Source organism: Nocardia sp. FBN12 (assembly GCF_054031145.1).
Map to the genome: position 1 here is coordinate 4,861,589 of NZ_CM132926.1, position 25,185 is coordinate 4,886,773.

Annotated in this window: 23 protein-coding genes; 10 read left to right on the plus strand and 13 right to left on the minus strand. The window is 68.3% G+C overall.

From position 1 onward, the window contains the following. Positions 1-81: 81 nt before the first annotated feature. Positions 82-753: a molybdopterin-dependent oxidoreductase gene (locus ACWZHB_RS23045; protein WP_427903909.1), complete on the plus strand. Its 672-nt coding sequence runs from the start codon at positions 82-84 to the stop codon at positions 751-753. Between the two features lie 74 nt (positions 754-827). Here ACWZHB_RS23045 and ACWZHB_RS23050 read toward each other — a convergent pair whose 3' ends face one another. Then, positions 828-2,255 (minus strand): acyl-CoA synthetase, encoded by a 1,428-nt coding sequence (locus ACWZHB_RS23050; RefSeq protein ID WP_427903910.1) that lies wholly within the window; start codon positions 2,253-2,255, stop codon positions 828-830. A 118-nt stretch (positions 2,256-2,373) separates the two neighbouring features. Here ACWZHB_RS23050 and ACWZHB_RS23055 point away from each other — a divergent pair, with 118 nt between their 5' ends. Together ACWZHB_RS23055 and ACWZHB_RS23060 are read left to right on the plus strand one after the other, a co-directional pair. Further along, entirely contained in the window at positions 2,374-3,222 is an 849-nt protein-coding gene (locus tag ACWZHB_RS23055; RefSeq protein ID WP_427903911.1) for an oxygenase MpaB family protein, read from the plus strand. 107 nt (positions 3,223-3,329) lie between these two features. Then, positions 3,330-4,025 (plus strand): serine hydrolase, encoded by a 696-nt coding sequence (locus ACWZHB_RS23060; protein WP_427903912.1) that lies wholly within the window; start codon positions 3,330-3,332, stop codon positions 4,023-4,025. Positions 4,026-4,061: 36 nt separating this feature from the next. Here the strand turns inward: ACWZHB_RS23060 and ACWZHB_RS23065 are convergent, their stop codons facing one another. The 4 genes from ACWZHB_RS23065 to ACWZHB_RS23080 all read right to left on the minus strand — a co-directional run bounded on the left by ACWZHB_RS23065 (position 4,062) and on the right by ACWZHB_RS23080 (position 10,098). Beyond that, positions 4,062-5,777, minus strand: a complete 1,716-nt coding sequence (locus ACWZHB_RS23065; RefSeq protein WP_427903913.1) for a serine/threonine-protein kinase — start codon at positions 5,775-5,777, stop codon at positions 4,062-4,064. Positions 5,778-5,944: 167 nt separating this feature from the next. Further along, positions 5,945-7,030, minus strand: coding sequence for a succinyldiaminopimelate transaminase (gene dapC, locus ACWZHB_RS23070; protein ID WP_427903914.1), 1,086 nt, complete (start codon positions 7,028-7,030; stop codon positions 5,945-5,947). Between the two features lie 35 nt (positions 7,031-7,065). Then, complete coding sequence (gene fdxA, locus ACWZHB_RS23075) at positions 7,066-7,389, minus strand: ferredoxin (RefSeq protein ID WP_056813450.1); 324 nt, start codon at positions 7,387-7,389, stop codon at positions 7,066-7,068. A gap of 108 nt (positions 7,390-7,497) precedes the next feature. Further along, complete coding sequence (locus ACWZHB_RS23080) at positions 7,498-10,098, minus strand: bifunctional FO biosynthesis protein CofGH (protein ID WP_427903915.1); 2,601 nt, start codon at positions 10,096-10,098, stop codon at positions 7,498-7,500. Positions 10,099-10,249: 151 nt separating this feature from the next. Between ACWZHB_RS23080 and ACWZHB_RS23085 the strand changes: the two genes are divergently transcribed. Together ACWZHB_RS23085 and ACWZHB_RS23090 are read left to right on the plus strand one after the other, a co-directional pair. After that, positions 10,250-10,750: a PH domain-containing protein gene (locus ACWZHB_RS23085; protein ID WP_427909271.1), complete on the plus strand. Its 501-nt coding sequence runs from the start codon at positions 10,250-10,252 to the stop codon at positions 10,748-10,750. Beyond that, complete coding sequence (locus tag ACWZHB_RS23090) at positions 10,747-12,495, plus strand: PH domain-containing protein (RefSeq protein WP_427903916.1); 1,749 nt, start codon at positions 10,747-10,749, stop codon at positions 12,493-12,495. Before ACWZHB_RS23085 ends, ACWZHB_RS23090 begins: the two co-directional genes overlap by 4 nt. 77 nt (positions 12,496-12,572) lie before the next feature. Here ACWZHB_RS23090 and ACWZHB_RS23095 read toward each other — a convergent pair whose 3' ends face one another. The 4 genes from ACWZHB_RS23095 to typA all read right to left on the minus strand — a co-directional run bounded on the left by ACWZHB_RS23095 (position 12,573) and on the right by typA (position 17,891). After that, positions 12,573-12,992 carry a hypothetical protein gene (locus ACWZHB_RS23095; RefSeq protein WP_427903917.1) on the minus strand — a complete coding sequence of 140 codons (420 nt, stop codon included), beginning with the start codon at positions 12,990-12,992 and terminating at the stop codon, positions 12,573-12,575. Between the two features lie 112 nt (positions 12,993-13,104). Continuing rightward, on the minus strand, positions 13,105-13,986 hold the full coding sequence (mshB, locus tag ACWZHB_RS23100; RefSeq protein WP_427903918.1) for an N-acetyl-1-D-myo-inositol-2-amino-2-deoxy-alpha-D-glucopyranoside deacetylase: 882 nt from the start codon (positions 13,984-13,986) through the stop codon (positions 13,105-13,107). A gap of 55 nt (positions 13,987-14,041) precedes the next feature. Further along, positions 14,042-15,775, minus strand: coding sequence for an ABC transporter family substrate-binding protein (locus ACWZHB_RS23105; protein WP_427909272.1), 1,734 nt, complete (start codon positions 15,773-15,775; stop codon positions 14,042-14,044). Positions 15,776-15,989: 214 nt separating this feature from the next. Beyond that, complete coding sequence (typA, locus tag ACWZHB_RS23110) at positions 15,990-17,891, minus strand: translational GTPase TypA (protein ID WP_427903919.1); 1,902 nt, start codon at positions 17,889-17,891, stop codon at positions 15,990-15,992. Positions 17,892-18,016: 125 nt separating this feature from the next. Here typA and ACWZHB_RS23115 point away from each other — a divergent pair, with 125 nt between their 5' ends. Together ACWZHB_RS23115 and ACWZHB_RS23120 are read left to right on the plus strand one after the other, a co-directional pair. After that, positions 18,017-18,193 carry a hypothetical protein gene (locus ACWZHB_RS23115; RefSeq protein ID WP_194826542.1) on the plus strand — a complete coding sequence of 59 codons (177 nt, stop codon included), beginning with the start codon at positions 18,017-18,019 and terminating at the stop codon, positions 18,191-18,193. A gap of 43 nt (positions 18,194-18,236) precedes the next feature. Then, on the plus strand, positions 18,237-18,524 hold the full coding sequence (locus ACWZHB_RS23120; RefSeq protein ID WP_427903920.1) for a 4a-hydroxytetrahydrobiopterin dehydratase: 288 nt from the start codon (positions 18,237-18,239) through the stop codon (positions 18,522-18,524). A gap of 3 nt (positions 18,525-18,527) precedes the next feature. On the opposite strand, the gene ACWZHB_RS23125 is transcribed toward ACWZHB_RS23120, so the two are convergent. Further along, a complete protein-coding gene (locus ACWZHB_RS23125; RefSeq protein WP_427903921.1) occupies positions 18,528-19,766 on the minus strand; it encodes a mannosyltransferase in 1,239 nt (412 codons plus the stop codon). Positions 19,767-20,049: 283 nt separating this feature from the next. Here ACWZHB_RS23125 and ACWZHB_RS23130 point away from each other — a divergent pair, with 283 nt between their 5' ends. Together ACWZHB_RS23130 and ACWZHB_RS23135 are read left to right on the plus strand one after the other, a co-directional pair. Beyond that, positions 20,050-20,826 carry an Rv1157c family protein gene (locus tag ACWZHB_RS23130; RefSeq protein ID WP_427903922.1) on the plus strand — a complete coding sequence of 259 codons (777 nt, stop codon included), beginning with the start codon at positions 20,050-20,052 and terminating at the stop codon, positions 20,824-20,826. A 99-nt stretch (positions 20,827-20,925) separates the two neighbouring features. Further along, positions 20,926-21,276 carry a hypothetical protein gene (locus ACWZHB_RS23135; protein ID WP_427903923.1) on the plus strand — a complete coding sequence of 117 codons (351 nt, stop codon included), beginning with the start codon at positions 20,926-20,928 and terminating at the stop codon, positions 21,274-21,276. A 1-nt stretch (position 21,277) separates the two neighbouring features. Here ACWZHB_RS23135 and ACWZHB_RS23140 read toward each other — a convergent pair whose 3' ends face one another. From ACWZHB_RS23140 to ACWZHB_RS23150, 3 genes are all read right to left on the minus strand, one after another. After that, on the minus strand, positions 21,278-21,988 hold the full coding sequence (locus ACWZHB_RS23140; protein WP_427903924.1) for a DUF1906 domain-containing protein: 711 nt from the start codon (positions 21,986-21,988) through the stop codon (positions 21,278-21,280). A gap of 158 nt (positions 21,989-22,146) precedes the next feature. Next, complete coding sequence (locus tag ACWZHB_RS23145; RefSeq protein ID WP_427903925.1) at positions 22,147-23,295, minus strand: hypothetical protein; 1,149 nt, start codon at positions 23,293-23,295, stop codon at positions 22,147-22,149. A gap of 188 nt (positions 23,296-23,483) precedes the next feature. Continuing rightward, positions 23,484-24,065: a CHAP domain-containing protein gene (locus ACWZHB_RS23150; protein WP_427903926.1), complete on the minus strand. Its 582-nt coding sequence runs from the start codon at positions 24,063-24,065 to the stop codon at positions 23,484-23,486. Between the two features lie 393 nt (positions 24,066-24,458). Here ACWZHB_RS23150 and ACWZHB_RS23155 point away from each other — a divergent pair, with 393 nt between their 5' ends. Further along, the gene (locus ACWZHB_RS23155; protein ID WP_427903927.1) at positions 24,459-25,184 is read left to right on the plus strand and encodes a helix-turn-helix domain-containing protein; all 726 of its coding nucleotides are present in this window, start codon (positions 24,459-24,461) and stop codon (positions 25,182-25,184) included. Position 25,185: the final 1 nt, after the last annotated feature.

Consider the following 25,185-nt stretch of genomic DNA (forward strand, 5'->3'; position numbering starts at 1 on the left):
AGAAGCAAGCCGTCTCTCGACCTCGCACCGCCCGCACGCTAAGCTTCCAATTATACGGAACCGTATACTAGGAGGTTCGACATGACACTTCCCCCTGGTCAACGCGCGATCGACGGCTTCCCCCGGTTCGGCACGCACCTGCATCACCCACCGCCACCGATTCCCGCGAGCCCGGTGATCGAGGTCGGCGGGGAGCTGACGCAACAGTTCACCCTCACCATGACCGACCTCGCGCAGCTCCCGCGAGTGGAGGTGACGGCCGACTTCCACTGCGTGGCAGGCTGGTCGGCCACCGACCTGCGGTGGGCGGGCGTCCCGTTCGCCACGCTCTATCGCGCGCGCGTCGAACCGGTTCTCGCGCCGGGTGTTTCGATCAGCCATGTCGTCTTCGAAGGACTCGACGGGTATCAGTCCATCGCGTTGCTCGAGGACGCGCTGGCCGATGACGTGCTCATCGCCGACCGACTCGACGGACAGCCACTCACGAGCGACCACGGCGCTCCGGTGCGGCTGGTGAGTCCAAGCCAGTACGGATTCGTCAACACGAAACACCTGTGCCGCATCGGATTCCACACGTCGCAGCCCGTCGACCCGGACAAGTGGTCACCGCTCGCGGCGCACCGCAGAGCGCGCGTGTGGGAGGAAGAGCGGCATCGCTATCTGCCCGGACGCGTGGTGCGCCCGATCTACCACACCTTGATCGGACCGATCCGACGAATGAGCGCTCGGGGAAGCAGCGAACCGCACGCGTGAATCATGCTGTTGGACAGCCTGATTCGGCGATCGAGCGAGTGCAGACTCACTCGGCTGCCGACAGCGGTCTCGAGTCAGGCCAGCAGCTTCTTCTGCACCTTGCCCATCGCATTGCGGGGCAGCGCATCGACGAAGCGCACCTCGCGTGGCCGTTTGTGAGCCGAAAGCTGTTCGCCCACATAGGCGGTCAGCTCAGCACCCAGTGCGTCCGAGTTCGCCTCGCGCGCGACGACGAAGGCCACGATCCGCTGGCCGAGATCGTCATCCGGCAGGCCGACGACGGCCACTTCCGCGACCGCCCGGTGCCCGAGCAGCGTGGTTTCGATCTCCCCCGCGCCGATCCGGTAGCCGCCGGATTTGATGAGGTCGATCGATTCGCGCCCGACGATGCGATGGAACCCGTCGGCGTCGATGACGGCCACGTCACCGGTGCGGAACCACCCGTCTTCGGTCCAGTCCTGTGCGGTGGCGTCGGGCCGATTCAGATACCCGCCGAACAGCATCGGTCCGCGAACCTGCAGGCCACCGATGCTCGCACCGTCGTGCGGGACGGGCTCGCCCGCGTCGTCGCGCAGCCTGGTTTCCACCCCGCGCACCGGCGTGCCGACCCAGCCGGGCCTGCGCTCGCCGTCGGCCCGGGTGGACAAGGTGATCATGGTTTCGCTCATCCCGTACCGCTCCACCGGCGCCTGCCCGGTGAGCTCGGCGAGCTTGTCGAACACCGGCACCGGCAGCGGCGCACTGCCAGAGACGAGCAGTCGCGCCTTTCCCAGTTCCTTGGCCAATTCAGGCTTTTCGACCACCCGCGACCACACCGTCGGTACGCCGAAGTACAGACTGCCGCCCGCTGCCGCGTACGCCTCGGGTGTCGGCTTGCCGGTGTGGATCAGCGGACTACCCACCCGCAACGGCCCGAGTAGACCGAGGATCAGACCGTGCACGTGGAACAGCGGAAGGCCGTGCACCAGTGTGTCTTTCCACGTCCACGCCCACGCGTCGGCGAGCGCGTCCAGCCCGGCGGCGATCGCGGCGCGGCTGAGCATCACGCCCTTCGGTGCGCCGGTGGTTCCCGAGGTGTAGAGGATGAAAGCGATTGCCGCGGGGTCAGGTTCGGGATAGGTGTGCCATGACCGGGCGTGCAGGCGCACCGGCACCACCGGCAGCTCTGTGCCGTCGGGCGCTGCGCCGAGCCAGGCCTGCGCGCCCGAATCGCGCAGAATGTGCGCGAGTTCGGCGGCACCGGAATCCGGCGGCACCGGGACCACGGTCACCCCCGCGATCAGGCAGCCGACCACGGCGATCACGGTGCGCAGCGTAGGTTCGGCCAGCACCGCGACGCGGTCGGCGCGGGCGATGCGCTCCGCCACCGAGGTCGCCGAACCCAGCAGATCACTGCGCGACATGGTGGCATCATCGATGGTGACGGCGTCGGGAATGTCATCCCCGGCGGCGACGGCGGCCGGATTCAGCGAAGTGAGCAGCAGCGGCGGACCATAGGGCATTCGTCAACGCTAACGCGACGCGGTTCACCGCCCGCCGCCGGTCCGTTGACACCCCGACGGCATGATGAGACATTATTCATATAGTTCTCTCACGCTCTCGATGAAAACGGGGTCAACGATGACCATCCTGTCGCGCTCGCGTTCGCGGTCCGAACCGGAACAATTCGACATCCGCGACTACATCGACGGCTCCGCTGCCTTCTACGGCGCGACCGCCAATGTGATCATGCAGCTCAGCCTGGCCCCCGTCGGCTACGGCGTCGCGGAATCGACGGTGCACAGCGGCAGCATCATGGTGCACCCGATCAAACGCACCCGCACCACGCTCACCTACCTGTCGGTGGCACTGATGGGCACCGACGCCGACCGTGCGGCCTTCCGCGCCGCGGTCAACGGCGCGCACCGCCACGTGCACTCCACCGCGGACAGCCCCGTGCAATACAACGCCTTCGACAAGAACCTGCAGCTGTGGGTGGCGGCGTGCCTGTACTGGGGCTCGATCGACGTGATGGATCGCCTCTACGGCCCCGTCGACGACAGCATCGCCGACACCTTCTACGGCTACGCCCACCACCTCGGCACCACGCTCCAGGTGCCGCGCGAGATGTGGCCCGCCGACCGCGCCGCCTTCGACGCCTACTGGACCGAACATCTGCAGCTCACCAGTGTCGACCCGACCATCAAGGCCTACTTCGACAAGCTGCTCGACCTGAAAATGGTCAGCCCGCCCCTGCGCCTGCTCCTCGCCCGCTTCCACCGCTGGTTCACCACCGGCCTGCTCCCTCAACACCTCCGCGACGAACTCGGCATGACCTGGACCCCCGCCGACGAACGCCGCCTGAACCGCCTGATGCGCACCACCGGCACGGTGACGGCCCACCTGCCCCGCCTCATCCGCAATTTCCCCTTCAACGCCACCCTCGCCGACATGCGCCGCCGCCACCGCCGGGGCAAGCCACTGATCTGATCGGGGCTACCGCGCGCCTCACACGTCGACCCGCGACGTTCGGGTTTCATTCCCACGACCCCAACGCCGGCGCACGTAATCGGAGGACGCTAGTGAGCATTCGAACAGTGACATGGTGTCTGGCGGCGGCTGCTGTCGGCCTCATAGCGGCCGCGCCTGCCGCCAACGCCGACGAGGACCCGACGACGGTGCCGTCACGAACGGCCATTTCACTGCGGATGCCAGGCGGATTCGCCTGGGGCACAGCCAATGAGCACGAATCGCGGTCGGCGCTGTCGATGTCCAAGCTCTACATCGTCGACTACGCGCTACGCCACGGCGACGGCTCGCCGGAGGACCGCGCACTCTCGGAACGGATGATCCGGGACTCCGACGACGGCGCCGCCACCCAACTGGCAGGCAAATACCCGCAGGCGATCGAAGCGACCGCGAGCGAATACGGGCTGCGCGAGACCCACGGCACCGCCGACTGGGGCCGGTCGCGCACCAGCACCGCCGACATCACCGACTTCCTGGCCGCCAAGCAGCGCACCGATGCCGGTTCGCCGATCTTCGAGTGGATGGCGGGTGCGAGCAATACCGCCGCCGACGGCACTCCCCAGAATTGGGGCACCGCCCAGCTCCCCGGGGTGCAGGGCAGCAAGTGGGGATGGTCCGATTCCGGTGTCCCCGAGGTGGCTTCCGCGTCTTTCGGACCCAGCTTCTCGGTCGCCGCGCACACCTACGGCACCCCGGCCGACCAGTCCGCGGATGTGCTCGACGCCCTGCCCGCGCTGATCCTGCGCCTGGCCGGAGCGTACTGATCCGGTGCGCGGATCCCGATCTGTCACGCTCCCAAATCAGAAGGGGGCTTGCTGCCACCAGTTGTCGCGGGTCTCCTCGAAAGTGTGACCAGGCCAGGACACCTCGACCACCGAGTTCGCGCTGAACACATTGCCTCGTTCCCTGGCCGCGAGGGTGAACGGCGCGGCGGGGTCGCGTGGGCGGTAGGCGGTGAGGCTGGTGTGGTGCAATTCGCGCGTGGTGTCCTGGGTGGTGTGGCGCAGCAGATAGGCATCGACATCGGCGGCGGCGGGATACTCGGTGTACCAGGCGATGAGCCCGTCGGCGTCGGTGCAGGTGATCTGCTGTAGCGGCGCCGGGTCGCCCGGCAGCACCACCAGCGACGGGGTCGCTGAACAGCTCGCCTCCCGCCAGCCGCGCCCGGAGGGTCCCGGCGGGATCAGGTCGGTGAATCCCGAGGCCACTGACGCGTGCGCACCCCAGGTGGGCGGCGGCGGAACTCGATTCGGGCGCACGAACTTCCAGTAGACGGCCCCCACGCCGACGGCTCCGACCCCGGCGACCATCGCGAGTACGAGCAAGCTCACCGCGAGCACCCGCCATCGCGACGAAACTGCCTGCCGGGTCGCGCCACGGCCGTTCGACGGATTCCTCGGCCCGCTGTCATCGGAGCCTCGCGGCAGGTATCCGGCACGCGGAACAGGCCCGACTCCAGCCGATTCCCCACCTCCGACTCGACGCGTGGCCGCATGCACGGCGGAGTGCGACGACGGTGAACTGACGAGGGTCGGGTTCAGCGAGTCGGCATCGGGAACCGCCGACCACCCCACTCGGCCGGAAGCAGGCGGGGTCGCGGGCGACGTGACCGAACCATTTGCCGCGCGGTCGGCTTCGCGAGCGAGCGACGGCCGGAAGTCGCCGGCACCCGGCGATACGAGGTCGGCGCGGTTCAGCGCCGCTGCCGCCGCGTGCGCGAATTCCGCACAGCTGGCGAATCTTTCGGCAGGCTCCTTCGCCATCGCCCTCGCGATGACCGCGTCGATTCCGGTCGGCAGGTCGGCGATCGTCGCGGAGGCGCGGGGCACCGGTTTGGTCAGGTGAGCGGCGACTACCGCGCCGGGATTGTCTGCGGGGAACGGGCTTTCGCCGGTGAGCAGGGTGAACAAGGTGCAGGCCAGGGAGTACTGGTCGCAGCGGTGGTCGACCGGGGCCCCCGAGAGTTGTTCGGGGGACGCGTAGGCGAGGGTGGCGAGAAAGGCGCCGGTGCGGGTGAGCTGGCGGGCGTCGCCGCGGAGCCGGGCGATACCGAAGTCGGTGAGCAGGGCGCGGTCGCCGGCGCGGGCTGGCGCCAGCAAGATGTTGGCGGGCTTCACATCTCGGTGCAGGACGCCGCGATCGTGGGCGTAGTCGAGGGCTTCGGCGGTTTGGGTGATGATGCCGATCGCGCGGGCCGGATCCATCGGCTCACGGCGGAAGACGGAGGCGTCGGTGCCGTCGACGTACTGCATGGAGATCCACATGAGCCCGTTGTCGACGCCACGGTCGAGCACCGACACGATGCCGGGGTGATCGAGATGGGCGGAAACGTCGGCTTCACGTTCGAACCGGCCGCGCACCTCGTCGTCGGAATACAGTTCGCGGTTGAGCAGTTTCAGTGCCACCTGCCGCGGTAGGCGTGGATGCGCCGCGAGGTACACGGTGCCCATTCCGCCCCGGCCGAGCAGTCGGTCGATGCGATACCCAGCGAAGACCGTGCCGGCGCTGAACTCCACCCCGTGCATCTGTTGTGCCTCTCGATCCTGTCCGCGCCGACTGGCCGGACCCCAACCGGTCCAGCGCAGGACAGCTATCGCCCCTTGTGCTCCACACGATATCGCTCAACCTGGACAGCGCGCACCGCTGGGCGCGATCTACCCAGAGGTTCGTGCGGAAACCGCGTTCAGGACAGGCGTGCGACAGCTTCGGCGATGCGCTCGTCGGCGGCGGTGAGGGCGATGCGCACATGTTCGGGCGAGCGGGGACCGTAGAAATCGCCGGGGGCGGCGAGGATTCCGCGTTCGGCGAGCCAGTCGAGGGTGACGCGGCACGGTTCGCCGCGGGTGGCCCACAGGTACAGACCGGCTTCGGAGAAGTCGATGCGAAAGCCTGCTTGTTGCAAGGCTTTACGGAGGATGTCGCGGCGAGCGCGGTAACGCTCGCGCTGCTGCGCCTCGTGCACGTCGTCGCTGAGCGCGGCGGTCATCGCGGCCTGGATCGGGAGCGGCATGATCATGCCGGAGTGCTTGCGCACCTCGAGCAGTTCGGCCACGAGTTCCGGATCACCGGCGACGAAGCCGGCGCGGTAGCTGGCCAGGTTCGAGGTCTTCGACAGCGAGTGGATGGCCAGCAGGCCGGTGTGGTCACCGTCGCACACGCGGGGGTCGAGGATAGAGACGGCCTCGCCCTCCCAGGTCAGACCCAGGTAACACTCGTCGGAGGCGACCACCGCGCCGCGCTCGCGCGCGAACGCCACCACCTTGCGCAGGTGCTCGACGGGCAGCACCTTGCCGGTGGGATTCGAGGGCGAGTTCACGAAGATCAGCGCCGGATTCTGCGGGCCGATCTGGGTGAGACCGTCTGCGCGCCACGGCTTCGCGCCCGCCAGCAGCGCGCCGACCTCGTAGGTCGGGTAGGCGATCTCGGGGATCACCACCAGATCGTCGGAGCCGACGCCGAGCAGTCGCGGCAGCCCGGCGATGAGCTCTTTGGTCCCGAGCACCGGCAGCACGGCCGTCGACTCGACACCGGTGACGCCGAACCGGCGCGTCAACGCGGCGACGACGGCGGCGCGCAGCTCAGGGGTGCCGTGCGTGGTCGGATATCCGGGGACAGCCGCCACCGAACCCAAGGCCGCCTGGATCAGCGGATCGACCGGATCCACCGGCGTACCGACGGACAGGTCGACGAGGCCGCCGGGATGCGCGGCCGCCTTCTGCTTGACCGCGGCGATGGTGTCCCAGGGAAAATCCGGCAGCAGGCTGCTCACGCGGCCTACCCGGCCATGGGTCGGCACCCCTGCGCTCACTCTTCGGCCATCGGGGGCAGCGCCTTGATGAAGGCGGGGTCGAAATCGACCACACCGACCTTGGTCGCGCCACCGGGGGATCCCAGCTCGTTGAAGAAGTCGACGTTGGCGTTGATGTAACCGCTCCACTGGTCCGGAGTGTCGTCCTCGTAGAAGATCGCCTCCACGGGGCAGACCGGCTCACACGCACCACAGTCCACGCACTCGTCGGGTTGGATGTAGAGCATGCGACCGCCCTCGTAGATGCAATCCACGGGGCATTCCTCGATGCACGCCTTGTCCTTCACGTCAACGCACGGTTCAGCGATGATGTACGGCACTGCCGTTCTCCTAGTCTGTCCTCACCTGCGGGGTAACTCCGCCCACGAAACACTATCCCGACCGCCCACATTACTCCCAGGTCAGCCTGCCCTAACTCACAGTGACGATCACCCGATCGACAACGGTAATGGGACCGCTTTCGATTCGACCGAGCCGTAGACGGTGGTTCGTTCGCGGACCGGGCGGTTGATGCCCGCGGCGATCTCGGTCAACTCCGCGACGGTCTTGGCGGAGCCGTGTTGGGAGCCCGCCATGCGGGAGATGGTTTCCTCCATCAGGGTGCCACCGAGGTCGTTGGCACCGCCGGTGAGCATGGCCTGGGTACCGAGCGTACCCAGTTTCACCCAGCTCGTCTGAATGTTGTGGATGCGACCGTGCAGCATGATCCGGGCCAGGGCGTGGACCGCGCGGTTGTCACGGTTGGTCGGGCCGGGCCGGGCCGCTCCCGCCAGGTAGAGCGGCGCGCTCTGGTGGACGAACGGCAGCGGGACGAACTCGGTGAAACCACCCGTCTCGTCCTGGATGCCGCGCAGCACCCGCAGGTGGCCGACCCAGTGCTTCGGGTTGTCCACATGGCCGTACATCATCGTCGAACTGGACGGGATGCCCAGTTTGTGGGCGGTCGTGATGACCTCGATCCAGGCCGAAGTGGGGAGCTTGCCCTTGGTGAGCACCCAGCGGACCTCGTCGTCGAGGATTTCGGCGGCCGTTCCGGGGATCGAGCCCAATCCGGCCTCTTTCAGCGCCGACAGCCAATCATGGATGCTCTGGCCGCCGCGCGAGGCACCGTTGACGATCTCCATCGGGCTGAACGCGTGCACGTGCATCGACGGGACGCGCGCCTTGATGGCACGGACCAGGTCGGCGTAGCCGGTGACGGGCAGCTCGGGGTCGATGCCGCCCTGCATGCAGATCTCGGTGGCACCGTCCACGTGGGCTTCCCACGCGCGGTCGGCGACCTCGTCGGTGCTGAGGGTGAAGGCGTCGGCGTCGCCCTTGCGCTGGGCGAACGCGCAGAAGCGGCAGCCGGTGTAGCAGATATTGGTGAAGTTGATATTGCGGTTCACCACGTAGGTGACCTCGTCGCCGGAGACCTCGCGTCGCAATGAGTCAGCCAGTGCCGCAACGGCTTCCATGTTGGCGCCGTCGGCAGTGGCCAGGGCCAGATACTGATCGTCGGTGAGTCCCGCCGGGTCCTTCTCGGCGGCGCGCAGGGCGTCGAGCACCTCGGAATCGAGGCGCTCGGGTGCGACGACGGCCAGGTCGCGAGCGTGTTCGCGGATTGTCTCCCAGTCACCGAACGCGCCGACGACCTCCTGGCCGAGCCCGGAATCGCTGCGGCTGTCGGTGTTGCGGCCCTCGGTGTCGATGGCGGTGTTCAGGTCGACGCGGCCGACCGAATCCCACGACTCGTCGGGCTCCTGCCATGGCAGTCCGACCGGCATGGCATCGGGCCTGGCCAACCCGGTCGCGGGGTCGGTGAGCGCGTCGACGTGCGCGCCGATCCGCGGATCGATCCACGGATGGCCGGCGCGAACGTATTTCGGGTGCGCGGAGGTGCGCTCGACGAGGGTGAACCCGGCCGCCTCGGTGATCTCGCGCAGGGTATCGAGGTTCGGCCACGGACGTTCGGGGTTGACGTGGTCGACCGTCACCGGCGACACCCCGCCCCAGTCGTCGATGCCCGCGTCGATCAGCGCCCGGCAATCACTGTGCGACACCAGGTTCGGCGGCGCCTGCACCGGAACATCCGGGCCGAGCAGCAATCTCGTCACCGCGACGGTCGCCAGGAACTCCGCGACGCCCGCGTCGGGAACATCGCGCATGGCGGTGTCGTCCTTGGCACGGAAGTTCTGCACGATCACTTCCTGGATGTGCCCGAACTCCCGGTGCAGCTTGCGAATCGCCATGATCGACTCGGCGCGCTCGGTGAGATTCTCGCCGATGCCGACCAGGATGCCGGTGGTGTAGGGCACCGAGAGCCTGCCCGCGTCGGTGATCGAACGCAGCCGGACCGCCGGGTCCTTGTCCGGGCTGCCGTAATGGCATTCACCCTTGTCGGTGAACAGCCTGGTGGCGGTGGTCTCGAGCATCATGCCCATGGATTGGGCGACCGGCTTGAGGCGGGAGATCTCGTTCCAGCTCATCACGCCGGGGTTCAGATGCGGCAGCAGGCCGGTCTCCTCCAGCACGAGGATAGAGACGGCGCGCAGGTAGTCGAGGGTGGAGTCGTAGCCGCGTTCGTCGAGCCACTGCGCGGCCTCGGGCCAGCGGTCCTCCGGCCGATCGCCGAGGGTGAACAGCGCTTCCTTGCACCCGAGCGCGGCGCCCTGACGGGCGATTTCCAGGACCTCGTCGGGTTCGAGGAACATGCCCTTGCCCTCGGCGCGCAGCTTGCCCGGCACCGTGACGAACGTGCAGTAGTGACACTTGTCCCGGCACAGCTTGGTGAGCGGGATGAACACATTGCGCGAATAGCTGATGGTGTGTGGGCGGCCCGCCGATTCCAGTCCGGCATCACGCACCCTGGCCGCGCTGGCGCACAGGTCGACGAGGTCGTCGCCGGTGGCATGCAGCAGGACGGTGGCCTCGTCGACGTTCAACGTGACACCGTCGCGGGCCCGGCGCAGGGCCCGGCGCATCGCGGCGGGACTCGGCGGCGGCATCGGAACGCTCGGCTTCGGAAGATCGGTCACCCCGTCGATCATGCGCTACTTCTCTCCCGGACGTGTGGTCGGCTGCTCACGCCGCGCGCGGCGGGCGCGGGGAGGTCGTCCTTGCTCGACGACAACCTCGGGCGTGACCCCGCATATTCCCGACCGGATGAACTCGTCGGACGGGCATGGAACCATGGGCAGCATGTCGTTGCCGCGCTCCACCATTCTGGCCGAACCGGCCTGGCGTCCGAGTTCCAAGGCCAAGCTGCTGTGGGCGTTGGAGAACACGATCGGGGTGGTCGTGTCGATCATCGCGCTCGTGGTGTGGGCGGTGCTCGACGGGGACCATCGTGGGTGGCAGGTGCTCGCCGGGCTGGCGATCGTGGTGCTCGCGGCGCTCGCGGTCGTGGTGGTTCCGGTGTGGCGGTACGCGGTGCATCGGTGGGAGGTCACCGATGAGGCCGTGTACACGCGGGTGGGGTGGCTGGATCAGGAGTCGCGGGTGGCGCCGATCTCGCGGGTGCAGACCGTGGATACCGAGCGCGGGCCGCTGGAACGGATGCTGGGGCTCGCGACTGTCACGGTGACCACCGCGTCGTCGGCGGGGGCGGTGAAGATCAGTGCGCTCGACCTGCCGGTGGCCGAGGAGACGGTGCTGCGGTTGACCGCGATCGCCGCGCAGCACCGTGGAGACGCGACATGACCCAGCCCGTCGAGTGGCAGCGTCTCGACCCGCGCATGCTGCTGGTGTATCCGGTCACCGAGATCATGAAATACATTCCGGTGCTGCTCGGTTCGGTCATCGTCGGCACGACCAGTGGCAATCCGCTGTGGAGCCTGATCCCGGTGGCGCTGGTCGCGGCGTTCGGTGTCGCGCGGTGGTTCACGACGTCGTACCGGATCGATGCCGATCATGTGCAGTTGCGCAGTGGGATCGTGGCCCGCCGGACATTGTCGGTGCCGCGGCCACGGATTCGATCGGTGGACGTGGAAGCCGATCTGCTGCACCGGGTTCTGGGGTTGGCGGTGCTGGCGATCGGCACCGGCAAGCAGACCGACAAGGGCGAGGAATTCAAGCTCGACGCGCTCGATACGAGTCAGATTCCGGCATTGCGGGCCGAATTACTCTCGCACACAGGGCAACACACGCCGTCGCACGTCGATAGCGCTGCCGTGCCGCATGTTTCGCAGCCCGACGCACTCGGCGAGTCCGGGGTGGAGATCGGGCACTGGCGGGCGGCGTGGGTGCGGTACGCGCCGTTGTCGCTGACCGGACTGGCCGTCGTCGCGCCGATCGCGGGAGTCGGCGCGCAGTACGGGCTCATCGATGTGCTCTCGAACAGTGCAGTCGTGCGCGATCTCGACAACGACACCGCGGTCATCGTCGCGATCGTCATCGCCGGCCTGACCCTGCTGACGCTGCTGCTGGTGAATCTCGCCGCGTGCGCCCAGTACCTCGCCACCTGGTACGGCCTGCGCGTGCTCGACAACGGCGCCACCCTGCACCTGCGCCACGGCCTGTTCACCACCCGCCAGATCACCCTCGACCTGGCCCGCTTCCGCGGCGCCACCCTCAACGAACCACTCCTGTTGCGCGCCGCCAGCGCCGCACAACTGGAGATGATCATGACCGGCGAGAACCCCCGCCAGAAGATCCTCCCCCAGGCCCCGCGCACCGCCGTCGAACGCACCCTCGACGAACTCCTGCGCACTCGCCGCCGACCCGATGCGGCGACCGACCCGGCGCCGGAATCGGTCTGGGATCAGCGCGCGGAATCGAGCGCTCCTGCGCCGGACTCGACGTGGGCCCGACGCGGCGAATCGAGCGCCCCAACAGTGGTTGCGCACGATGAATCGGCATCGACGCCCTCCGCAGGCAATACCGGCAGCAGCGAGCTGCCGACGACCTCGCTCACCAAAGCCGCAGACGCAGGAATCTCGAATTCGACTGCACTGCAACCGATCACCGGCGCCACTCTCGGCACCATCGACCTACATCGCCACGGCCCCGCCGCACGCAGGCGCCGCTATACCCGCGCCGCGTGGCCGGTCGGCGGCGTTGTCGTCGCCATGCTCGCCGTCGTGCTCGCGGGCGGTGATCTACCAACCTGGACCTGGACATTGCCGGTGCTCTTCGCCGTGCTCATGGCCGCACTCGCCGAAGACCGCTACCGAGGACTCGGCCACCGCGTGCTGCGCGGCACCACCGGCCCGACCTGGCTCATCACCCGCCGCGGCAGCCTCGACCGCAACCGCGACTGCCTCGAAGCGCCCGGCATCATCGGATGGACAGTGCGCCAGACCTTCTGGCAACGCCGCGCCGGCCTCGCCACCGTCGTCGCGGCCACCGCGGCGGGCAAGAAGGCGTACCTGGTAGTCGACATCCCGATCGACCAGGCCGCCGAACTCATCGAGGCGGTGACCCCGGGCCGCCTCGGCCAACGGTGATTCGGCACCTGCGTGAGCTCAGCGGACCAAGCTCATGCCGCACGGCCCTTCGTCGAGCGGGTGACGATCGAGCGGGACTACCGGCTGACATTCGAGCGGTAGTACAGGTATCCCGCCGGGGCGAGCACACCGCACGCGAACAGCAGCAGGGTGCGGCCGTCGCTGCCGAGCATCACGTCGCCGCCGGGTCCGCGCGAGGCGCACACCAGGAACCCGAACACCCACACCACGATCGGGGCGAAGGTGAAGCCGATCCGGTCGGTCACCGATTCCATGCCGTAGACCAGCGCCACGTTGATCGGGGCGGCCAGCAGCGCCACCACCGGGAAGGGCACCGAGCCGAGGTACGTGGGCAGGAACAGCACCTCGACGGCGAGGGTGATCAGCGCGTCGACGCACAGCAGCACGACGATGAGGCCCGAGATCAGCGGATCCGGCAGGCCGGAGAGGCGCGAGGACCGCAGCACGGCGGTGGGCTGATCGTGATCGGTCACCATGGGCGTGAGTCTATTCGGCCGAGCCAGGCCGCTGTGCCCGTGCGCGCCAGGACGAAGCTCCGACCTATCCGCGACCGGTCGGCGCCGCTGTGGCAATCCGGTGGTCAGCTGCTCAATCGAGACCGGCGAACAGGTCGTGCTCGAAGCCGTCGGCACCGACCTTTCCCCGCGTGCCGCGCACCAGGGTGAAGTGTTCCTCCGGCAGCACCGGCAGCGCGATGTTGTTCGACAGCGCGAATTCCCGGCCACTCGGCGCGACGGTGACCTGGGTGGCGTGCGCGCGCATGGCGGCGCGCTTGGCCGAGACCACATCGGAGACGTCGACCACGGTGGTCACCCCGCTCGTCGACATGGCGGCCAGTTCGGCCTCGACCGGCAGGCGCCAGCCCGCGGGCAGCGCGCCGGGCAGTTCGTCGACAGTGCGGCGCGCGAGCGCGGCGGTGTGCTGACGCAGCAGGTCGCCGTCGGTGACGGTCCAGTAGAACTTGGGGACATCCCAGCCCCGCTCGGCGGCGGCCGCGACGGCCGCGGTGGTGATCTCGTGTGCGCGAATGTGGTCCGGGTGACCGTAACCGCCGCGCGGGTCGTAGGTGACGACCACCTTCGGCCGCAGTTCGAGGATCACCGCGACGAGCTCGTCCACAGCGGCGGCACCGGAGTTCACGAAGGCCCGCGGGTTCGCCGCCGACGGCGTACCCGCCATCCCGGAATCGCGCCATCGGCCGGGGCCACCGAGGAACCACGGCTCGCCCGCGTCGAGGGCCGACAGTGCGGCGGTGAGTTCGCCGATCCGGTAACCGCCGAGCTGATCGGCTTCGGCGGCGATCAGGCGCGACCACCGTTCGCCGATGACCTCGCCTTCCTCGCCGAGCGTGCAGGTCACCACGGTCACCGGAACACCGCGGCGGCGATAGTGCGCGATAGTGCCACCCGTGGTGAGCGTTTCGTCATCAGGGTGCGCATGGACGAGGAGCAGTCCACCGGTTCCGGTCATCGGGTCCACCACCAGTTCTCCTGTCCCACAACGAGACCCGACCGACGGGCGTCGATCACGGGATCCGCCGCCACTGTGCCGTATCGCCGAAGATCCCCACCTGGATGGCGCCCGACAGCGACACACCGTCGACGCGCGGACCGGCCGCCGCGACGACGTTGTCCTGCACGATCGGCAGCACCGTCGCCAATTCCCAGAGCCTGGGCTCGGATTCGGCAAGGATGCGCGGCACATCGAACCCTCGCAGGGCTTCGTCGATCGAGGGCTGCAGGGTCGGATCGCACACTCCGCCGATGTTGCTCGGCGCCTGGCGATACGCCTCGGCCGCGGCCAGCGCGGGACCTTCGGCACCGACCGGTTCGACCGGCGCGCAGCCGTAGCGTGAGGCCAGCGCGGTGGCGGGGTCGCCACCTGCCAGCTCCCAACCGACGATGGCGTCGATCGAGGATTCGGTGAGGTCCTTGCCGTACAGCTCGTCGGCGGCCAGGCCGCGCACGGTGGCATCGATTCCGGCACTGCGCAATTGGTCGGCGGCGGTATTGGCCACGGCCAGCGCCGACGCGTCGTCGGTGACGGCGCCGATCCGCACCGACAGCCCCTTGCCGTTGCGCGCCACCGAGCGCGGACGCGGCGCGGGCGAGGTGGGCGAACCGGTCTGCTGCGCCTCCGGTGCGCGGCCGAAGCCCGCCTCGGCCAGCAGCGCGAACGCCTCATCGGCGGTCATCCGCGGCGGAGCGGTGGGCACATAGCCGGGGCTCGACGGCGAAAGCACTTGTGCGCGTGCGGGTTCCACCCAGCCGCCGGTCTGCGCGCCGACCGTCGCCAGCAGCGCGGGGTCGAGCAGCGCGAGCACCGCCTTGCGGACCCGCACATCGGCGAGGTCGCCGGATCGGCCGTTGAGCGCGAGTTGCAGTTCGCGAGCCTGCGGCATGATCGTGGTCCGCACCGACGGGATCGCGGCCAGTTGCGCCTGGGTCGCCACGCCGCCGTGCACGAGCGCCATCTGCGCGTCGCCGGTGCGCAGCGATTCGGCCAGCTGCGAGGGCGTGCCGCCACGGCGGAACTGGACCTGATCCGGGGAGGCGGGGGTGCCCCAGAAGCGGTCGTTGCGTTCGAGCAGGATCTCGTCGCGCCCGCGATCGACCGACTTGATGGTGAAATTGCCGCCCGAGACCGGGATCTTGTCGACAAGACCACTGGTGAACCCGCCCGGCGAATCCTTCACCAGGTGCGAGGGCAGCAGATTCGAGAACAGTTCGCGCCAGGCCGGGTACGGCTGGGCCATGGTGACGGTGACCGTCTTGCCGCCCGCCGACGACGCCACATCCGAGATCAGCCGATAGCCGGCCGGATCCACCACGCCGGGCTGACTGATCATCTGCTGCCACAGGAACCGGAAGTCCTCGGCCGCGATCGGGGCGCCATCGGACCAATTGGCCTGATCACGCAGGGTGTAGGTGATGGTGAACGGCTCCTGGGCCGTCACATCGGCCGACACGATCAGCGAGCTGTCGGGCACCCAGTCGACCAGACCGGGATGCACCGGACTCGGCGCGGCGCGGAACGGGCTCGGCAGCACCATCGAGCTCACCGCGCTGGTCACCGGCGACTGATCCGAGCGCAGATGCGGGTTGAACCCGATCCCGATGTCGTCGATCGCGACGACCACGGTGTTCTTACCCGGCTTGGCCTGGGTGGTCTTGGGCGAATCGGAGGACTCGATCGGCGGTGGCGGATTCGCCGTGCAACCGGCCACGACCGCCGTCGAGGCAATCATCGCCAGCACCATCGCACGCCACCTCGCGCGCCGCCCCGAACTCACCTTGCGCACTCTACCTCCATCTAACAGCGGCTGGCGCCGCGGGTTTCGGCCCTCGTAACCTCGGTCTTCCCTCCCTCCGGGCGCTCCTTCGTCGCACCCTCCACTCAGGCCGGACCGAGGCGGGCCGAAACCAAAAATGAGGCGGCGCCGAAGCACCGCCCCATCATTGGTACGCCTTGGTTCAGTTCGCGGCGGCCTTGTCGCGAGCCTTGCGACGCGACAGGTCGCGGGCCCGCTCGTTGGCGCCGAGCACCAGCTTGCGCACGCGGACCACCTCGGGGGTGACCTCCACGCACTCGTCCTCGGTGCAGAACTCCATCGCCAGCTCGAGGTCGAGCTGCAACGGCTTGGCCATGGTCTCGAAGGTGTCCGCGTTGGCGCTGCGCATGTTGGTCAGCTTCTTCTCGCGGGTCACGTTGATGTCGAGATCCTCGGCACGCGGGTTGATGCCCACGACCATGCCCTCGTAGGTGTCGGCGCCCGGCTCGACGAAGAACTGACCACGGTCGGCCAGCTGGATCATCGCGAACGGGGTGACGGTGCCCGCGCGGTCCGACACCAGCGAACCGGTGTGGCGAGCGCGGATCTCACCGGCCCACGGGGCGTAACCGTGGGCGACGGCGTTGGCGATGCCGGTGCCGCGGGTCTCGGTGAGGAACACGGTGCGGAAGCCGATCAGGCCACGCGAGGGGACGATGAACTCCATGCGCACCCAGCCGGCGGCGTGGTTGCTCATCTGCACCATCTTGCCCTTGCGGGCGGCCAGCAGCTGGGTGATCGCGCCCAGGTACTCGTCGGGGCAGTCGATGGTCAGCTCTTCGAACGGCTCGTGGGTCTTGCCGTCGACCTGCCGGGTGACCACCTGCGGCTTGCCGACGGTGAGCTCGAAGCCTTCGCGACGCATCTGCTCGACCAGGATGGCCAGCGCCAGCTCACCACGACCCTGCACCTCCCAGGCGTCGGGACGGCCGATGTCGAGCACGCGCAGCGACACGTTGCCGATGAGCTCGGAATCCAGGCGCGACTTGAGCATGCGGGCGGTGAGCTTGTGGCCCTGCACCCGGCCGACCAGCGGCGAGGTGTTGGTGCCGATGACCACCGAGATGGCGGGCTCGTCGACGGTGATGCGCGGCAGCGCGATCGGGTTCTCCGGATCGGCGAGGGTGTCGCCGATCATGATGTCGGGGATACCGGCGATAGCGACGATGTCACCGGCCTCGGCGACCTCGCCGGGCTGACGCTCGACACCGATCGTCTGCAGCAGCTCGGTGATCTTGACCGTCTTGGCGCCGTCGGCGTTGATCCAGGTGACGTTCTGACCCTTGCGCAGCTCGCCCGCGTAGATGCGGACCAGGGCCAGGCGACCGAGGAACGCCGAGGCGTCGAGGTTGGTGACGTGGGCCTGCAGCGGCGCGTCCTTGTTGCTCTTCGGTGCCGGGATGTAGTCCATCAGCACCTCGAACAGGGCGTCGAGGTTCTCGGCGTCGGGCGCGGAACCGTTTTCCGGCTCCACCTTCGACGCCTTGCCCTCACGGCCCGAGGCGTAGAGGACCGGCAGGTCGAGTGCGAGCTCGGCGGCTTCGGCGGCCTCGTCGTCGAGGTCCGACGCCAGGTCGAGCAGCAAGTCGTGCGACTCGGAGACGACCTCGGCGATGCGGGCGTCGGGGCGGTCGGTCTTGTTCACGACCAGGATGACCGGCAGCTTGGCCGCGAGGGCCTTGCGCAGCACGAAGCGGGTCTGGGGCAGCGGGCCCTCGGACGCGTCGACGAGCAGCACGACACCGTCGACCATGGAGAGGCCGCGCTCGACCTCACCACCGAAGTCGGCGTGGCCCGGGGTGTCGATCACATTGATGACGGTGAGAGAACCGTCGGGGTTGTGGCGATGGACGGCGGTGTTCTTCGCGAGAATGGTGATGCCCTTCTCGCGCTCGAGATCGCCGGAGTCCATGACTCGGTCGACCAGTTCGGCTCGCTCGGCGAATGCACCGGACTGACGAAGCATGGCGTCAACCAGCGTCGTCTTGCCGTGGTCGACGTGGGCCACGATGGCGACGTTGCGAAAATCGCGTGAAGACGACACGCCTGGATCCTCCTGCTGTTGGGGTGTTTGGCGCGCATTCATCTGGCATCGCGGCCTGTTACAGCTTACCGGTTGCGCGGGGGCACCCTCGTGTCAGGCTTTGTACTTAGGCTAGGCTAACTCCCATGGGCAAGGTGAAGGCGAAGAAGGTCTCGAGCCTGAAGCCGAAGAAAAAGTGCTGCAGGAAGAAGACGCGCTGCTTCAAATGCCCCGTCGTCATCATGCGGATGAAGAAGGCCGAGGCTGCCGGAACGTGCGGTAAAGATCTCAAAAAGGCCTTGAAGCTGGCGCGCGCCAAGTAGCCGAACGCTGCGCGGGCGCGCCCATGAGGCGTACAACCGAAGTATGGGTGCTCCGCTGCTCTCCGACCCCGAGCTCACCATCGCCTTGGCCACCCTGCCGGAATGGTCGCGCGACGGTGACGCGATCACCCGCACGGTAAAGGCCGCGAGCTTCCTCGCCGGCATCGAGACGGTGCGCAAGGTCGCCGTCGCGGCCGAGGCGGCCGACCACCATCCGGACATCGATATCCGTTGGCGCACACTGCGTTTCACGCTGAGTACGCACTCGGAGGGTGGTCTCACCTCGCTCGATACGGCGATGGCGCACACCATCGACGACATCGTCGGCTGAGCCTCAGCCCGCGGGCACCTCGGCCGTGCGACGGCCGGGGAGTTGTCCGCGCAGCGTGTCGCGGCCGTGCCAGATCATCCAGCCGAGCAGGACGAACACGCCGATCACATCGACCGCGCCGAGCCAGGCCAGCGCCCACGGACGCGGAATCGTCCAGATCGTCGGCTGCGCGAACGAGAGCACCCACGGCACGCCGACCAGCATCGTCAGCACCCAGAACCCGGCGATGATCCGCGCGACACGCTCGTTCCGCAACGGCCCGTAGAGCAGCCACAACGCGGTCGGGATCAGCCACACCCAGTGGTGTGACCAGGAGATCGGCGAGATCATCAGCCCGAACAACTGCACCAGCACCAGGGTGCCGAGCCGATCGTCGGCGCCGAGGGTGCGCCAGGCGAGCAACGCCAGCACGGCGGTGATCAGCACCGCGACGATCCACCACGGCCCCGACTGCACGTCGTGCCCGAGGATGCGGCTCAGCGCGCCGCGCAGCGACTGGTTCCAGACCGAACCCACCGGGCCGATCCGGTCGGCGTCACCGAGCAGGGTGCCGAAATAGCGCTTCGCCTCGTGTGCGTTGATGAGGAAGCTCACAGCGACGGTCAGCCCGAAGGCGGCCGCCGACCACAGCACCGTCGCCCAGCGCCGCCGCGCCACGAAGTACAGGCCGGTAATGGCCGGGGTCAGCTTGATGCCGGCGATCACGCCGACGAGGCTGCCCGAGATCCACCAGCTCGCGCTGCGCACGGCCAGCATCGCCCCGAACACCAGGAACACATTGACCTGGCCGTAGTCGATCGTGGTTCGCACCGGCTCGAGCCAGACGCCGAGCGCCGTCCAGCCGACGGCCGCGGTGAGCCACGGCGTCCGCTTCGCCTGCTCCGCGCCGAGCAGCAGTTCGAAACTGATCCGGATCACGCCGTAGAGGGCGGCGACCGTGGCCAGCATCCAGCCGACCGCGACAAGGGTGAACGGCAGATAGTGCAGCGGGAAGAACACCAGCGCGGCGAACGGCGGATAGGTGAACGGCAGCGGGAAGTCCGGCGTCACCTCCGAGTAGGTGAAGTCGTAGAGCCGGTCGGTGAGCAGCGCGGCCGAGCCGTCCACATAGACGTGCAGATCGACGACGTTGAGCCCGTTCGGGGCGAAGAGCATCCAGGCCAGCCGGGCGAGCACGGACAGTCCGAGCAGCGCGAGAGCCCATCGGAGGTGTCTGTTCAAGGCCAGGCTTTCGGTCGGCATCGGTGGCGCCGGGCGCCATTTCGCGGGTGCTCAGCTACTTTAACCGGGCGCCCAACGACCCCCGCGTCCACCAGCCGCGGCGACACCATGGGTAACATTTGCATCAAAATCCCCAGGTGTAACTCCATGCGGGGCTAGCGTCGATGAACATCGTTTCGGCTGGTGCGCCACCTTGGGCCCGGCGGCTGTACAACACGGCGGCGTTGTCCTTAGAGTGACCCCCGACATGTTGGGCTCGACAACCCTCGCCCATCGCACCATCGAGGTAAGGACGGCTAGACAAGTGCTTCGTAGCCGAGGATCGCGGATCGCAACGACCGCTCTCGCCATCGCGGCAGGCGCCATGCTCGCCGCGCCTGCATCGATTGCCGCACCAGCGCCCGCCCCCCAGGCGGCGCCGATCAGTGTCCCGATGGTGCCCGAGGGCGTGCCGGTCGACGCGCTGGCCGCCTTCGCCCCCGCCGTGGCAGGCCTGGTCGCCGGTCCGGCCGACGTCGCGAGCCCACAGACCGCCCTGCTCGATCAGGCGCGCGCACTGCTGGCCACGCTGAATCTGCCGCCCGCCATCAAGTCCACCCTCGAGCGGATCATCACCTTCCTCGACGGCAGTGGCGGCGGCGGTCCCGAGCTCCCGCAGGACGGCCCGGCCATCGCGCAGTTCCTGTACCCGACCATCGGCAAGGGCTGCATCGGTGACGGCGCCGATTCGGTCGGCACCGCGCTCGCGGTCGCCGGTCCGGCGCAGCTGCCCCCGCCCGGGCCCGCCGCCGGTCAGGCCGGTTTCGTGTTCACCGCGCTCGGCACCAAGGCGCCGACCGGCGTGCAGAATCCGCCGATGACGGTGCAGTGGCTCAACCTCGACACCCGCCAGTCCGCGATTCAGACGCTGACCGACGAGGCCAAGATCAACCCCGGCGGTCCGGCCACCCTGTCGGCCGTCGCGAACACCGGCCACGGCCGGGTCGTCGCGGTGATCTCGGGGTCACTCACCACCGCCGCCGAGGGCGCCGCACCACGCACGTGCACGTTCATGCCGACCCTCGGCTTCTTCACCGTGTAGCAGACAGCGCCACTGAGCCCGGTTCGTTCCTCGAGAACGGATCGGGCTCAGTTGTTTTGGGCTGTTCCCGCGGGCACCGCGATGTGGTAGACCGAGACGATGGCGACCACGCGTGGTTCTTCCCGGAATGTTCGGTCGATCCGGAGTCAGCGGTCGATCCTGTCGTACCGATCCGAGGGGTCGATCCTGTCGATCGGCTCGGCCTATTCGGTGCTCTCGATCGGCAGTGTCGGATCCGTGCTGTCCATCGGCTCGATCGGGTCGTTCGGGTCCGCGATCTCGTCGCTGTCGTTCGCCAGCATCGGGTCGGCGCTGTCGGGTCTGTCGCGGTGGTCGCTGATGTCGTGGCGCGGGGTGTGGGCGGAGCCCGAGATGCGGTCAGCGCTGCGTGTGGTGCCCGACGACGAGGCCGATATCCGCTGCGGCGCGACTTGCCACTGCCAGACCTAGGTCACCACTGGCCGTAGTCCTCGGCCAGTACCCGGTTCAGGTCGACGCCGATACCGTCGATCGCGCGCTTGTCGATCTCGAATTGGTGCAGGTGCGCGGCGTCGTGCACGAAACCGCGCTCGGTGCCCCAATTGTGTTGCCAGAACCAGGAACCAAGGCCCGCGTCGAGCGCGCGGTCGATCGTCGGGGCGTTGGCGTAGATGCCGACGAGTTCGGAGCCGAGCACCGATTGCCAGCCCTCGATGTAGGGCGCGATCATCTCGTCGAACTCCTCTTCCGAGGGGTTGTCGTCGATGGAGGCGTAGATCGGCGCGGTGTCCGGTCCGCCCGCGGCGGTATGGATCGCCCAGCCGCGTTCGGCGTGTTGCTTGCCCGCTTCGAGGCCGCCGCGCCAGTCGGCCGTCGGGCCCTTGCCGAACTGGTAGTTCGACACGATCGACAGGCCGTGCGCCCACAGATCCTCGACCTCGGCGGCGAGCAGCGGTTTACCTTCCATCCACTCCGCGCCGGGCCTGCGCTCGGAGACATATCGGATCACGCCGATATGACCCTCGGCCGCGATCGAGGCGGCGGAGGGTACCCCCGCGGCGTAATCGACCATGGTGCCGAAGGATTGGGCGCGGGCAGGCGCGGCGGCGAGACCGGCACCGATCGTGGCAGCGGCGGCGGCGAGGCCGAAGAACTTCCGCCGGGTCACCGGAACAGAACGCATCGCAGGACTCCTTCGCGCAACCTTCACCGGCAAGCGAACCCGGCGCGCCTTCCCCGAAAATCGCGCGCCGGGAGTCTAGAAACGTGCGACTCATTGCACCACAACCCCAGGGGAACCGCCAGAACCAAGGGCAACATTCGCCCCACGAGTCACAGGACTCAGGTGGCGCCGTCGATCGCCGCGCCCACGTCGATGGTGCGGCCGGCCGGATCGGCCAGCTCGGTGCTGACCACCGCCACAACCTGCGCGACGATCTGCTTCTTGATACCCGCCAGCCGGGCCAGGGTGGCCGCGCGCAGGCCCTTGGCCTTGAATTCCATCGAGATGTCCTCGAGCGCGGGCGGCGGCACCTCGATCACGATCTGCAGCGGCTCGGCGGCCCGTGCCGTGAGGACGAGGGGAATCTCCAGGTCGGCGCGGTAGTGGTTGGCTTTGAGGACGTCGACGGTGATGTCGAGTCCCACCGGCAGGGTCATATCGAAGATTCGCAGGTCACCCGGCTCGCCGAGGCCACGATCGATCACCCGCGGCTGCTCGATCGCGCCGCGCACGGTCACCGTGGCCGCGCCGCGCGGGCCCTCGGCCAGCGGCCCCACCTCGATCTCGCTACCCGCCATCTGGCCGACCACCCCGTGCACGCGGTCTCTGGTGACGATGGTGGTGAAGAAGCGCAGACCGAATTCGCGGTAATCGATCCAGTCGAACACGGTGTCGTTGCGATGCGGTGAGCGGTAGCCGTCCAGGATCGCCTCGATGTCGAAGACCCGTTCCGAGCGGACCTTCGGGTCGCCGACGATGGCGTTGACCCGGCTGGCGACCTCGCTGCGCACCAGGCCCGCGATCGGATCGAGCAGCATCTCCCAGGCGCCGTCGACGGCCTCGGCGCGCAGCGTGAAGCTCACGTCCTTGGCGGTCACCGGGGCGACATCGATCACGACCAGCAGCGGAGCGGCAGTCCGGGCGTGCAGCGTGAGCCCGATCTCCACCACGGCGGCCAGGCGCAGCTTGCGGCCACCGAGAACCAGCTTCACGGCCAGGGTCAGCGGGATTTTCACGCCGAAGCTCAGCGCGTCGCCGGGTGTGCGGGTGACCACGGGGGTGCCAAGCGTGCCCTCGGCCACGAAACCGGCAAGTCCGGCGGGACCGAGCGAGAACGGTCCGATCTGCACGCCGCGCCCGGTCATCCCCGATACCGCGGCGGCGATGCGTTCCTCGGTCACCGCGTAGGTGACGAACCGTTCGCCGAAATCGGCGTACTCGATCCACATCGGGTCACGACGTGGCTTTTCGTCCACCTTCACACGCACATCGGACACCGTACGGGATGGCGGTAAACCCCCAGCTGGTGGCACAACTCCCCCGTCCTGCCGATGAGGGGGAAGCAGGACGGAGGAGCTGGCGACGGCGCTGCCGGGCGCCGCGAGCTCCATGGTACGGGTATCAGCGTGGTACCGCCGTCCAGGATCGTCGCAGTTGTCTTGAGCGCCAATCGATTTCAGAATCGCCCGTAACCGACCAGATCGGCGGTCTCGGACGGGGTGATAGTGCGAACCCGAACCGTGCCCATCTCGTTGCCGCCGATGGTGGTGATCTCCTCGCCCTCGGCCTTCAGCACGATATTGGTGTGCTGACCGAGCGGACTGCCGGGGCCGTAGAGCACCACGTCACCGGTGCGCGGGCGGTAGCCGACATCGGCGCGGGTGAATCGGCCGACCTGCTGGTAGTACTCCTGCAAGGTGTACACGCCGGGAATGCGCCAGGAACCGGAGTTCGGATTCGCCAGCGGCCTGCCCGCCTCGCGCATCGTCCAGCTGACGAAGTCGGCGCACCAGGCCTCGCGGACACCCTCGGCGTACTTCGGCCCGTCGCCGGGCTGCTCGTACTCACGACGCAAGACGTCGACGAGCACGATCTGCTGCTCGTCGAGCTGCTCACTGTCGAGCGCGGGGAACTGATCGCCCCAGTCGTGCTGCCACCACACCAGTCCGACGACTACTACCGTCGCCGCCGCCAACACGCCGGAGATTCCGGCGATCCAGGACGTGCGGCGTCCCGGTCGTTGCTGTACTTGCGTCATCGCCCCCCACTCTCGTTCATCCATCTGCCCTATTGGACGAATCGCGAGGGCTTTCGGTTCCCGCTCACGCGTGTTTTCCGAAGCGGACGGGCGACCACCGGATGGACCCCTGCGCCACCCGGGTTTCACCCGGCAATCGCTCTCGGCGCGCACACAGCGAGCGCACGCCGTCCCCTCCGGCGACATTCGTCCGCGCAGGGGGTGGTGTCGAACACTTTCCGCTCCGGAACACACTGGCCCGACCAGCACAAAGGCCGACAATGGGCCTGGGCGCGGCGGCCGGACAGCCATGCGATCACCCGCTCGGCTGACATGATTTTTGCGAAACCTTTACCCTCGGTCAAGCTAGACGACTGTCCCAATTTGTACCGGTGACCGAAACAGGAGCGCATTGTGGAAGACCCGAACGTGTCGATCTCGCGATACCTCCGCGAACGCCGCGAATCGTCGGGCCTGACCAGGGCGGCACTCGGCGAGGTGGCGGGCATCTCCCCCGCTCTCATCCAGAAGATCGAACAGGGTACGCGCGCACCGACATTGGAGGCGCTCACCGCGCTCACCGACGCGCTCGAGGTGCCCGAGATGTTTCGCGACCACCTCGTCGCGCTGTCGGTCGCTCAGCGCTACGACTCGACACCGTCGCTGGTCCGCCCCGCCGACCAGGTGCTGCTCGACGGGATCACCCATCCGGCCAGCCTGCAACTGCATCCGGTCTTCGAGGTCCTCGCCACCAATGCCGCGTGGCGGCTGCTCTTTCCCGGACTCGAAGCGGGGGTGTCGATGCTCGAGTGGATGCTGCTCGACCCTCGCGCCAAGACCGCCATGGTCGATTGGGAACACCAGGTTCACATGTGCGTCTACGGGTTTCGCGTCATGGGGCCGGGATTGGCGTCGCGGGCGCAGATCGCCGACATCGTCGGAGCGTGTTCGCGGGCTCCCGAATGGGAGAAGTTCTGGACCACCGAACCCCTGACCGCGCACGGCCCCGACGGTCCGGTAGTCCATTTCCGCGACCCGCACACCGGTGCGACGGTCGCGATGGCGGTGCACTCCCTCGGCGCCGCCCTGGTGCCGCGCCGCGACTGGTCGCTGGTGGTGTACTCGCCGGTCGCGGACTGAC